Origin of the sequence: Wolbachia endosymbiont (group B) of Ischnura elegans (assembly GCF_947251585.1) — a bacterium.
In the GTDB taxonomy this organism is placed as follows: domain Bacteria; phylum Pseudomonadota; class Alphaproteobacteria; order Rickettsiales; family Anaplasmataceae; genus Wolbachia.
This window is the reverse complement of record NZ_OX366371.1, coordinates 2,141,110-2,155,073: the sequence shown is the minus strand read 5'-3', so window position 1 is coordinate 2,155,073 and position 13,964 is coordinate 2,141,110. Positions and strand designations below refer to the sequence as shown.

At 33.0% G+C, this 13,964-nt stretch carries 2 protein-coding genes and 1 pseudogene; 2 read left to right on the top strand and 1 reads right to left on the bottom strand.

Annotation, left to right across the window (positions count from 1 at the left end; genetic code table 11):
• Positions 1-12 precede the first annotated feature (12 nt).
• Positions 13-972, top strand: coding sequence for an IS5 family transposase (locus OPR58_RS10945; protein ID WP_265022212.1), 960 nt, complete (start codon positions 13-15; stop codon positions 970-972).
• A gap of 240 nt (positions 973-1,212) precedes the next feature.
• A pseudogene (locus OPR58_RS10940) lies at positions 1,213-2,039 on the top strand (IS630 family transposase).
• Positions 2,040-2,239: 200 nt separating this feature from the next.
• On the opposite strand, the gene OPR58_RS10935 reads toward OPR58_RS10940, so the two are convergent.
• Positions 2,240-13,963, bottom strand: a complete 11,724-nt coding sequence (locus tag OPR58_RS10935) for a DEAD/DEAH box helicase (RefSeq protein ID WP_265022697.1) — start codon at positions 13,961-13,963, stop codon at positions 2,240-2,242.
• Between the last annotated feature and the right edge of the window lies 1 nt (position 13,964).

The window sequence follows — 13,964 nt, the reverse complement described above, 5'->3', positions numbered from 1 at the left end:
CAAGTATAACTTATGCCACAAAAAATGAGAGTAAGTAACCAAAGAGAATATAATGAGTTTCTAAAAAAAAGAGGAAATGTTTTTCATTTTGTTAATCAAGCCATAGAAAATTGGTATGAAAATAGTCCAAAAGTTGCAGGTGGCAATAACACTTATAGTGATAAAGTTGTAATTTTAATACACATAATAGTTCATCTTTTTAGAATTGGCTTGAGACAAGCTGTAGGTTTTGTAAAAGGTTATATGGTACAAATAGGCAAAAAACTTAAGATTATCAGCTATACACAAGCTTCCAGAAGATTTAAAAAGCTTAATTTGAAGATTGATGACCATAGAAGCAATAAAGATGATCTGGAAAATGTTGAAATTGCCGTAGATAGCACTAGAGTTAGTATCTACAATAATAACGGTGGGCATAGTAAGCTTAATATTCGAAAAAGAAAATACAGTGGTTATGGTCAAGTAAGAAAATTACATGTTATTTTAAACATAAATGATAAGAAAGCAATAAGCATGAACTACACTAGTGGTGTTGCTGTAGACTATTTGCCGGTCTGCGATATGTTAGAAGAAGTCAGTGATAAATATAACATTTGTTCTATTCGAGCAGATGCGGCTTATGATATAAAAAGTGTGTATAAAGAATGCAGAAAATACAATATTGTGCCTATTATTCGCCCTAGGAAGGATACTAAAATTTGTTTAGCTGACTACTTATCAGAAAGAAACAAGTATATTAGTAGAATTAGGTCATATGAGAATTATGAAGATGGTATTAATGAATGGAAGAAAAAAGTTAAGTATGGAGCACGGTCTTATATTGAAGTCTTTTTCTATAGGTTGAAGCAAATATTTGGGTTTGGCTTGAAAAATAAATCAGAGGTAAATCGTGAAAAAGAGCTGTTAATTAAGTGCTACTTACTGAACAAATTTACTGATATTGGTATGGCTAAATTTAAATTAGCTGCGTAAGTTCATTGTGATTTACATGCCTATCAGTGCTATGCAACAAAGCCATTCTGGATTAGATTTTGGCAAATTATTGAAAATCTTGTCTTTTTTAATTAAGTCTGATCAAATTTAAAAGTGGCAGTTTATTGCGTGTTTCATGCTGCTAAACTATTAAAATTCTTAAATTTTACTGAATTATAGCCCTTCTAATAATAGTGGCAACAGAATAAAATAGAGATTTAGGGTAATAAGAAGGTAAAAGTGCCAGCAGCGTACAGTTATGACTTAAGGAAAAAAGCCATTCAGGCGTTAGATGAAGGAGAGAGTAAAACAGCAGTAGCAAAGAGGTTCAAAATCGGTAGAGTAACATTGTACAAATGGGAGAAAAGGCGGAAAGAAACAGGAATCGAAGAAACTGAGAAGTAGAGGCTATAATCATAAAATCACCGATTGGAATGCGTTTGCAGAATTTATAAAAAAACACGGCGGTAAAACACAATCAGAGGTGCTGAGGCAATATATAGTCATCAAACGATTCATACAGCTCTAAAAAAAGTGGATTTAAACGCAAAAAAAGACTTATTGATATAAAGAAAGAAATGAAGAAAAACGTGCTGAATTTTTGAAAGTCATATCGGCAGAGTCCCCTAAAAATTTGATATATTGATGAATCTGGTATAGAGAATACAGAATATACGGATATTGCAGAAAGGGAGAAAGGTTTCATACACTAAAATCAGGTAAGAAAACTCAGCATGATTGCAGCTTTAAGTAAGGGAAAAATCTTTGCACCTATGACCTTTGAAGGGTATTGTGATACAGAGGTTTTTAATGGCTGATTCGAGCAATTTTTGGTACCAATATTACAGTCTGAGCAAACAGTGATTTTGGATAATGCAACTTTTCATAAATCCAAGAAAACAAGTGAATTTGCCAAAGGTATTGGTGCAGAGATTCTGTATCTTCCTCCTTATTCTCCAGATTTTAATAAAATTGAGCATTATTGGTTTACTATAAAAAACCGAGCCAGAAATAATGTACCTCTGTTCAAATCTTTTCGTCAAGCTGTCGATTCTGCTTTTTTATGAGATGTTCTCACTATTGGGTAAAAAGCTATAACTCCTCATTTAGCTGTGGATTAAAAATTGTGGAACTTCTCTTACTTGCTTCTCTATTTCCTCCTAATTTAGAATTTGAACTTTCCGTAATAAAAATGTAGAGAACGATAGAGAGAATAATCCCCGATTAATCTTGCAATATTCGTTAAAATTCAATAGCAAGTAGTTGCCTATCGATACGCATTCATGCCTTCACCTAAATAACCTTTTTTTCCTTTTTCAAACACTGCTTCAATTGTAGTATTAGTTAAAGCTGTCTTTACCTTTATGAGCTCCGACTTCTTTCCACTATCAAGCTTTCCTCCATTAATTCGGGTATCTAGTACGGCTATAAAATCCTCCTTTACGCTTTTTATTATACTTGCAGCTTCTACGGTAAGGCTTTCTCTAAAATTTATCTTACCTAATTCTTTTAGATTCCTTGATTGAAACTTATCTATATCTCCACCTATTCCATGCCACTCGTTTGCATACTTTGGAACATTTTGTGTATGACCTAGAAAATTTACGAATTCATTATAAAGCTGTTCAGATTGTTTTACCATCTCGTGATTAATCTCACCAAGTCTGACTACATGCGCTGCATGAATTTCTCTTCCTTTGTTGCTACTCTGATCTTGAGATTTACTTGATCCACTTTTGACTACTTGATTCCTTAGTATATTTGTTTGTTCAGAAGCTCTTTGTATTATTCCACCAATACGAAAAAAGCGTGTAAAACGGTCTTCTAGGTGATCAGATACGTTACGTTCCCTATATTGATATTCTTCGTAACCAAGAAACTCTTCATTATCAAAGGATGACGATTCAAAATCATGTATTACCTTCGAACGCTTTCTTGCAGATGCACCACCAAACGCACCAAGAGATATAGGAAGCCGGTGCCAGCCTTGCTGAATGTGATACCGTATTCCTTTATCATGTTTAATACAATCAGCTACTTTATCTCTAAATCCTTTTGGTGTTATTGTACCTCTTAGTTCAGGTATGGCTTCTGATAAAGCCTCATATAAGCAATTATTTTTTGATTCACTACTGTTTTCTGATGCGCTGCTTCCACAAAATTCAAAATGGTTATCTTTGAGCTTAAGTGGAATAGTGATGCCTTCTGTTTCATTTGATGTAGAGGAAAATCTTTGTCTTATACCACCATCTCCTTCAACAATAATGGTTAGTCCTGTAATCACAATCCCTTGCTTTTCTAATATCTTATGCACCGCTTGAGTACACGCACTAACACATATCATATCCATTGGAATGTTTTCTCGGACTATATCTGCGAGCAAGTCAGGATTTCTAGTTTTAATCATCAGCTCTCGTAAATCTTTATGATACTTTTCTGTAATATGGTTTTCTATTCTAGATGTGTTATCACATTGTTCTGCGCTCTGTAGCTTTTCCTTATACTCCTGTTTCAGTTTTTCACAATATTCAAGGTATCCACTTTCTTTATAGGATTGATATATTTCTTGCAATTTTTTTCCAACATACCTAACCAGATGATTGGTACCTTCTTTAAGGATAGGGCTTACAATATGTCGCGCTATAATTTGCCCAGCCTTTTCGTGAAGCAGTGATTTCCACTGATCAGTCGTTTCTTTTTTAAATACTTTATAGCCTACCTCTGCTTCTTGCCTTTGAGTTGGCAAGTCTCGTTTAGTATTTTCATCTTTACTCAACCTATCTTTTATTTTTCGATCTAAATTATCCAAAAAACTGCCAGTAATACCAGGTATTTTGCTAATGTGAGCGACACGTTCTGACCACACCACTACCTTACTGATAGTATGAATGGGTAACTCCAACTTATTACTTGTTGTACTTCTCTTTTTAACAGCTTCTGCAATTCCCTGAGTCACACTACTAACTATCTTGTTAGCTACAGGCAAGAATTTTTCCACACAATTTTGCTCAGTGAAAACACTATTGGTTAAACCATCTATAACTTTTTTTGCTTCTTCTCTTCCTAATACCTCATAGGCTTTTTTTAGGCTTGTAGAAACGTTATGCTTTTCAACCTCTTGTTCAATATTTGATAAAATTTTAGAAGCTATGCCTTCACATAGTGCTTGAAGGTAATTTTCAACGAGTGTATCAACTCCTGCATTAGCTAAGCCAAGTGCTAACCCTTCTATAGTTTTTGATGTAATACGCTTTGCAACTTCTTTTCCTATTACTTTCCAACCTGATGCTAAGCTCTTTATAACTTCTCCTTTTATTACCTTACTACCTGCAGTTTCAATCAGCTGAGTTCCGGACATTTCTGCTACTTTCTTACCAAATTCAAAATTAGGCCCAGCTAGTTTATGGCCAAAACGTGATACCTTAGCACCTCTTGAAAGATAAGCTCCTATACCAACAGTAACAGCTGTCATTATTAAACTTTCAAGCTTATGCTGTCCATAATCTTCCCAACTAAAATAACCTGACTTTAAAGCACCAGCAGCAAAGAAGAGATCATTTACACCCTCATTAACAAACGCAGCACCAACATGAGTCATCACCCCCAATGAGTACAACTCTATTACAGTACCTATAGCTATTTGTCTTACTCCCATAACAGTTACTGCTACAGTGTTGATAAGCATTTCTTGTGTCCACTTCTTCTCTTCTAATTGTAAAAGTTGATCTAATCCATTTAGAGAAAAGACATGCACTTCTTCTATATTTGCAAATTCACCTTGACCATAAAGCTCAGTGAGAGGTTTTAGCTTACTATCAGGAACTTTTAAAGCTTTTAATACACTTCTTGATCTTTTTAAAGTGCCGACAATATTTTTAATTGTATCTTCTTTCGCTAATTGTAATTGATTATCTAAAACTTTTTCCACACTTTTATCAATACTTTGCAACTTGGTCAGTACGTTTTCATGGCTTCCTTCGGGAAAAAAGTTTAAAGGTTTTTGTCTTTTGTCAGGGCTATTAATATAATAAAGATCTTGTACTAAAGATTTGCCAGCATTTTTAATGTTTTCCTTGCTAATACCCTCATCTTGTATAGACTGCATTGGATCGTACTGGGTAATCCATCCTTTCTCAACCAAGAAGCCAAAAAGCTTTTCTATACACTCTTCTTGAATGAGTGTACTTTTAGAAAGTATACATTTAAAATTATCTTTAGTCATTTTTTGACTATATATACTCTTCAACTTTTCCTCTAAGTCTTCATCTTTAGTTGCTACCATAGTAGGTCTGATAATTTTCTGTTCTAATAATTCCAAGACTAAACTTTGATGTGGTTTTGTTATTAATTGCAGACGAACAGGAAAGTTTTTTTCTTCTAGCTGCACTGCAATTTTTTGAAGGGCTATTCTATAGGTAAAACATGTAGATAATAGTCCTTTTAGGACATTCTCATAAACTGGACAGAAAGAAAGCTGAACTTGTTTGATTTCATCAAATTTGATCTTTAGTCCATAAGCACTATTTTCTGAGCCATCCTTTTTTTCAATGACCTTTTGTTTAGCTAGTTCTGCTAAAATTTTTTCAGCTTCACTTTTAGTGATATTTACTTTAGTAAAGTCTTCCAGAGTAATGGAATCGTAACAAGGAAAAGTCATAGATTCAATTTTACTTTGGTCTATATGCGCTTTTCTGTTAAATGAAAGTACTCCTCTCTCTTTCAATATTTTATATTTGTCTTTGCCTACAATCTTTATAAAATCATCTTTTTTAAAAATATTACCTTTATTTTTCTGTTGTGTAACCCATTCTACATTTAAAAGAATCTGTTCATTATTGAGCTCTAGAGTTTGCTTTTCTAACTCTTTTGGGTTTATTTTTCCAGTCAGATGGTCCAGCAATGAAGGATCTATTTCTTTCAATTTTTCATTATTAACTACAACACACTTAACTTCTTCATTTAAGATTTTTTGTTCAACCAATGACTTCCAAAATGCTTCTCGGCTAGGCAACTGTATTTCTTTTTTTAATTTTTTTTGAAATTCTTTCTCATTAATTTCCTTCCCTTCATATTTGGAAAGAAAATTTTTTAATGTTTCAACTGATACTCCGTACCCAGCACTGATCACTTTTAGCTCTTCTTCAGAAATGCTCTTTTTTACTCTCGGCTTTTTTAGCATGCCCTTTTCAAGAAGATCTTTATATAGACCTTCAGCCAGCTCTTCCTTAATATCATAATTAACAAAAGATAGTGGAGTAATGGTGTGGCCAAAAATATCATCTATAGATCGTGAAAACATATAATAAAGATTGGCTATACTCTTCTGCTGTTCTTCATAAGCGTTGATTTGAATGATGCTTTCGTTATTATTCTTCTTAATCTTACCAATAACGCTTGCTGCATTGATAGCAAATTTACTATGTTCATCTAAAAGCCTTGCAGCTTCTCGCAATTCTTGCTTAAGTTCTTTCAAAACTTTCTCATCTTCTTCTTTTAAAGGCTTTTGTTCCCAATCAACCTTCTTTACTAATGCAAATGCCTTGTAATAGCGTGCTGCTTCAGAAAAATATAGCTCCTTTTCAATCACTTCATCAAACAGCTCAATGGCATTTTTATGAGCATTTTTATGTTCCTCATTTTGAGAGAGATACTTTCCAAGTTTAATCATTTGAATTGGATTTTCTTTAACCCAGGCTAACCAGTTTGTGCTATCATATTCAATAATTAGAGTTGGAGGTCTTTCATACGAAGGTAAGCACTTTTCGCTATACCCAGTGTCTAAATTCTTTAATTGTGAAATAAATTTATCCAGTAGGTTGTGAAGATTTCTTTTATCCTGTTCACCTGTCAAATTTCTTACATATTTACTGTGTTCATCTAACCAGAAAGCCCATTTGTCCAAGCAACTCTGCAATAAAATTTCTTTAACTTCAGTAGGTACTTTTTTATCATCAAGGTCTTTCTTCAATTGTTTGTACTGCTCTTTGAATGCTTTAAAACAGCTTTCTTCCATAGTAATCTGAGTATCATAGTAAGCTTTAATGTCAGATATACGATGTAATTCTTCCACATCGCGCTCTTTTTTTAAATCAAGTATTTTTGAGTTACTGTATTCTTGTCCTTTTGAATTCATAATGATTAATTGACCAGAACCCTGGTCTCCACTTCTTGCTGCTCGCCCAAATGCTTGCTGTTCAACTCGAATATTGCTAGGTAGGTAAGTTAAACAAACATGCAACCCTTTTGCTTTCCTCAATTCTTCTGTAATTTTTATGTCAGTTCCACGACCAGCAAGGTTTGTTGCAATAATAATCTGTCCTTGCCCCAACTCTTTGTTACCTTGAACAATTTCAAACCCTTTATCAAAACCTTCGTAATCTCGTTTATATGTATGAACATGTTTTGCATCCTTTCCTCCAAAAGCTTTGTGTAAAGTCTCTACATCATTTACTGTTTCACAGATGATTAAAACAGATCGTTTTTTTTCCTCAGTTAGCCTTTTTGTTTCATTACATATGCGCTTTATCCATTCATCTTTGCCAGTACAAAGAATAGGTTTTTCCTCACGAAATTGCTTAGACTTGGCTGTAGGGATAGTTACAAAGTCTACCTCATGTATCTCCTGCAATAAATCTCTTTCTCTCTGTGACCCTAAGGTGCCTGTTAATCCATATAAGTTTCTGTACAATTTAAAGAAAGAAACATTAGAGATAAAAACAGCTTTTAAGCTTTGTAAAGATAATTTACATCCATGTTTGAGTTGTAAAAATTGGTGTAATGCTTCATCCCATTGAGAATTAGCTTGATCTGTTCCTGTATCTCTATCAAGAATTGTAATATTAGGATTGCGATCTGGACTACTTCCGGTTTTATCTACATCCACTACATAATCCTCTCCTGCTTTCATGAAGAACGCGGTTATAGCATTATTAATCCAAGATTCTAAGTGCTGTTCAATAAACGGTCTGAGATTATTGGGAACATGTATAAATTTTTCTCTTTCAATGCACTCTTTTAAAAGGTAAAGAAAACGATCTTTGTAACAATTAAATTCAGGTGAAAGTACTTTATTAAGTTCATTGTCATTAATGTTTCCTTTTAACAATTTGCCCTGATCATCTAATATCTCAGTTTCGATTAAACGTTCCCACATAATATTTTTTTGCTGCTCGCTTAATTCAGACCCAAGCTTTCCAATATCTTCTTTTTTCACCAATCCATATAAGTCACTTATCACTGCTTCTTTAATTGCTTTAGCATCAAAAGCATAGCAAAGTTCTTTATTATCTCTAGCTGGTCTATTAATCCACTGCCAAATGTAAATGTAAACAGATTCCAGCTTATCTAGTCCTGCCAGATCATGAGATAAGTACAACATATTGTTACCTTTATCGAGCAACATACTATCTACTTCATCAACAATTACATTTTTAAAATTACGATCTCCTAAAATATTTTTCCCATAAAATTTATCTAATAAATAATCGCGCTGGAAATTAGATAAATCACCATATACCACTTGATTACCTGAATATGCTTCCTTTCTTTTTTCAATATCTTCACTACAGTTATGTGATACATTAATACCAAATAAACTATAGATATCTCTATTATCCTCAGCATCACGTTTTGCCAATACAGAAGAACTAGTTATAACATCTACTTTCTCTCCATAAAGTGCTTTCATAATTGATGCTGCTACTACAATTAATGATTTTCCCTCTCCAGTAGACACTTGTGCTAGGGTGCTGCGATCATTTGTCAATAATGCTAATACAGTTAATTTTTGAGTATCACGAAGCTTAAATACTCTTTTTAGTTCTAATTCTTTTTTTAACTCTATTGCTCTACATATTACAGCAAGCATTTCCTCTTTAACATCTTGCTTTCCTTTACCAATATTGCGAAATTCTTTTACCCAATTTTTAATATCATCTTCTGTAAAACTACCTACAGATTTTCCACCGATTACATATTTCTCATCACAAATACTCTTAATGGAGTCTGCAATTTTTGATAAATTGTCTTTAATTTTTTCTGAAGTATTACCTTTACCTTTAATTAGTTCAACTAACTGCGTTATCTTTCGTTCTTCTTTATTAGCAATAAACTCCTGCTGCATTTTCTGTTCCCACTTATCAATGCTACAACTGTTAAGGGTATTTAACTCTTTTTCACTTAAGTTCCATTTTTCATTATGAAAATTAGATAAAATATTAGTAAGCTTATCAGATGACAATTCTTGTTTTTTCTTCTCTAGAGCCTCTATAAATTTCTCCGCTAAAAGAGTGCCAAAAATATTCTCTATAGATAAAAGATAGTAAGAAGCTGTTGGTAAGTCACCCTTTTGCCAATTTACTAATTCTAATAGCTTGCATGTCCAGTATTTTTCTTTTAAAGCATAAGGCCATTCAGATAACTCTAGTCCTTCTAAACTAACTGTTTCATTTGGAATATTACTTAATAAATGCAGAGTATCTTCAATACATTGAGCAGAAATAGGATTGCTTGATTTATGTTGATCTAACTTTACTTTAAATAACAGTAAAATGTCCTTATTTTCTATCTTCGATAAGTATTCTCGCCACTTGGATTTCTCTGCTAATGGTTTTTTGAAATAATCTTCGAACTGTAGTAACACTAATTCATCTATCCAGCTCTTTTGAGGATATGCTGCAACTATCCAACAAAAGATATTCATCTCTTTTCTATCTTCGATAATAAAGGTTAGAATTGAGTTCACTAAACAACATAATTCTTGAGAGGACACATGCCTTCCTTCATTAGAAAAGCGCTTTAACATATTATGCAAAATTCTTTGCTGTCCAATATACCGAGATGTGATTTTTTCCAACCGCTCTTTTAACTGTTGTTTTTCCCCTTCAGGAAAGTATTCTATAATTTTTTCTATATCTTCCTCTTCATTAAAAGATTGCTCATTTTCTGAAGGACTGTTATTAGATAGAAAAGCTTTATTCTTTAAGTAATCATCGAACTCCTGTTTTTGTTTAAATGGCCTAATTTCTGCAAAAATCTGTGTATAAAGACTATCTTTCTTTTTGCGTTCTTCTTCTAGCTTTAAGTAATTTTTATCAATATTTAATTGTATAAATTTATTGTCTCTACATAATATGTGAATAACTTGCTTAGATGAAGGGTTGTGATCACCTTGCAGAAACAATTTATTATCTTGATTTTCAGCGTATAATCTAATATTAATATCGAAAATGTAGGCTAATAATTCCCTATAGCTTTCTGACAATAGGCCTTTTTCTTGAATATAATTATCATGTTCTCTAAGGACAGCTTGATCTTTACAACACTCATTCCAGTCATATTCTTGCTTAAGTTGACTATTAAAGCGATTATAAAGAGCATTCAGAAATTTATCTTTTTGTATTTTTTCCTCTAGCTTACTTCTTAGAGATTTATCCTTAATACTTTCGACCCACAAACCAAATACTTCTACATGCCTTGACTGAGATAGTTCACTCTTAAACGCCTCAAAAAATATATCTAAACTGCGTTTCTGTTTTTCTAGAAATTCTTTATATTCGTTATAATATTTTTTAACATCTGTATGTTCCTCTTCTAATTTTCCTACTTCTAAAACAAACGCTCTAATTGAGTATTTTAAAGCTTTATTCTCTGTATTCTGTAATTCTTCTTTACTGAATTTAGAAATTTTTTCATGTTGTTCTGTACTATTTTCATAAAGATATTGATTCAGAGTTCCTAAAATATGGTGAGAAATATTGTTATCATTTTCTTTTGCTTCAATGAGATATCTTGCTGCATTTTCAGGTGTTAATTCTACATTATTTGTAACCTCCTGATAAGGTGGTAATTGCTTTACAACTTCTTGCAATGTAGCAAGTCTATACTTATCAATCAAAAGCTTCTCTATGTCTTGTAGCTCTATATTATTTTGTAAGCTACCCGTTTCAGGAGAGCTACCTTTTAAGGTTTCAAAAACTAAAAATAACTGACTAAGCTGAGATAAATTCAGTTCTGCCTTTTTTAACTGAAACCAATTGTCTAGCCGCGGTGGTTCTTTTGCTAGCTTACCAATCAAACTTTTAACATCAATGGTCTCTCTGCAAGTGGTACTAGATGTTGTAGTAAAGATATCGCTATAATGCTTACTTTTACTCTGGTAAGAAGAATGACGCTTAATTCCTAATTCTGTAGTTTGCTTTTCCTGCTGCTCTTGATTTTCAACAATTGCTTGCAAAGCATGTTGTTTAGTACTCTCTAAATCGGATTGTAAATTCTGCAACGTACTTCTTTCTATAGAGCTCAAATGATGAGAATAGTTAGCTAAAATGCTACTTTGTGAAATGTTTTTTTTCCTTACAGCTTGTGCGTGATGTTGTCGGTCATTGTTTTGTCTGGTATTTTTTCTTTCTTCACACCTTTTTTGCTTTTTATTTTCAATACTGGTAGCCTTGATGCCAGCATATTTGTCCTTATATGGACACCATACTCGATCACTTGGATCATTATCTTTATCATAATATTCTAGTGTACATTTACTGTTTTGATCTCCACCACGAAACTTAAATTCTTTCCACGATTGATAGTCCAAGTAACCCATATCCCAACCATTTTTCCCATGGATACCATGTAGACCTCCCTGTCCTTTTTCTCCTTCTTCTACTTGCGTAGCATTTTTTACAATGCCAAATTCCTTGCTGCTATTTTCTAGATTTCTTACTATTATCTCTCCGGCATATCCTCCTTGACCACCTAAACCATATTCTCCACCATGTCCTCCAGGTTGCCCTAATGATCCTTTATAGAGAAGAAAAGCTTGATAGCGCGATGAAAGGATACCATGACAATAAGAAAAAATTACCTCATTTCCTTGATTTTTTGTTACTTCTATAAAAATATTACCTGCTGAACTGTCTTCACTGTTTTTATACAATTCGTTTTTTATCATCAAGGAATTTTTCTTTATGTTCTTAATAGTTTTTGAGACTAATTCCTTTCTAACTCCTGGTGTAGCAGCAAGCTTAACAACTGAAGGAAATTCATTATCAAAGTCTGCTTTTGTAATACCTACTCCATCCTTACCATCTCTTCCATTTCCACCATCTTGTCCTTTACTACCCTTACCACCATTTGAAATAATGGTAAAATTTTCCGGATTTTCTATTTTCTCTACTAGAATCAAGACATTGCCACCACTTTCCCCAGGATAACCATCTGCTCCTTGTTTGCCATGACCATCTTTTCCAGTACCTGCATTATTGGAATAGGTATGATCGTTATCTTTTCCAGATACATCCCAGGTTACTTGATCATAAACCTTTATTGCTTTGGTTAAAATAACTACATTCCTTCCCTGCCAAACTTTACTCTTAAGGTTTGTATCAATATGTATAATACCAGCGCCGACAAAACGTACTTCCTCTATATTTGGATTTTCTAAAAGTGCATTTTCTAATTGCCGTAAAGTTTCACTGACAACAATGTTCTTCCCTTTTACTTCAACAACCAATCGATTATCTATTCTTCTCTTTTGTATTTCTACTGGTTTTATATAAGCACCTATAATTTCCTTAAACTTGTCTATTAAAAAAAGATCTTCTTCCTCCAAGCCCTCTGTTGCTTCTTGCAAAACTGTAAGATTTTCACCATAAGTATCTACTTCAAGCTTCATAATATTATTGATCAATTCATCAAACGATAAATCACCACGACAAAAGTCTCCTAATTCCAGTTCAGCAATAATTGATTGAAGATTTTTAGAGGAACTTAAAAAGTCAACAAAAGTTTCTAGAAAAACTAATTCTTTTTCAGCAGAATCACTATAGGCAACTATTTGTTCCAAGCACTCTTTTTTAAACCGACTTATGAAAATTTTTTCATCCTCTTTCCTAACCAATTCATAGTGCTTCATTAAAAGGATGTAACACTCAAGTTGGTTTAAAGGATTAGGAATCTGGCTTAAATCCTTTATATCATCTAGTGAATTAAAAATTTCTTGAATAACAGCACGGCTTTTACTTTCAGTCAGTTCTTTTAGTAAATTTGTTGTTTCTTGTAGCCAAAGCCTTGCGCAATATTTTATATATTTTCTCTCAATATAAGCATTGTCAATAGTGCTAAGCGACCTATGAAGCCTTTCTTCTATATAATCTTTAACTTGCACTAAATTACTTTTATACTCTTTAACTTCTTTGCTAATAATATCTTTTATCTCCTGTTTCTTATCACTATGTTCCTTCGTTGCATTTACAGTTTTTTTGAGATTGTCACTAGTTCTCTTATATCGTATACTCAGTGCAGGTTGGCCAGCCAATTGATACACTTGACCTAAATAGTCAGACTGCTCTGCAGTAATGAAAGTATTTTTATACTCAGGTACAGTAATTGCATCTTCTAGCATATTAATGACTCTTAACAGCTGAATATTTTGAATCTGCTGTCTATTCTCAGCAGAGCATTGTTGCAAAGGAACCTGATTTATACTACCTAAAACAATACATAATTTTGTGTACTTTTTGAATTTATTAAAAGTGCTATATTTTGTCAGCAGATCTTCTTGCTGCTCATGTATTTTCTTTACTTCTGTCAAAAACTTTTCAGCATCATTCTTTAATTCTTTTGTCCCGTCTGAATAGCCTTCTCCAGAAACTTCAGCAAGCTTCTCTAAACATTTTTCTAGATATTGTTTTACGCTTTCTAAATCAACCTTATGCTTATTAAACAGCTCATCATTATAATAGCACGCAAGGTTAAAATAGTGGTAAGCTAAGCGTTTACAATACTGCGAATAAGACCAAGAATTAGTATTTTCTCTTATGTCCTTCCTTAGCTCTCTATACCGTTTATTTAATTCTTCTGACACGTTTGCTAGCCAAGGCTCATTTCCTACCCAACTCCCCAAAGAATTTAAACATTCAATAGCTTGCTCAATATTCAGTAAAGAGCTTACATTTTTTCCACTGTCACTAATCTGTTGATTTTGAACATTAAACATA

Bases quoted from the DNA above. Each gene is read 5' to 3' on its own strand.
- OPR58_RS10945 (WP_265022212.1), top strand. From the start codon at position 13: ATGCCACAAAAAATGAGAGTAAGTAACCAAAGAGAATATAATGAGTTT.
- OPR58_RS10935 (WP_265022697.1), bottom strand. From the start codon at position 13,963: ATGTTTAATGTTCAAAATCAACAGATTAGTGACAGTGGAAAAAATGTA.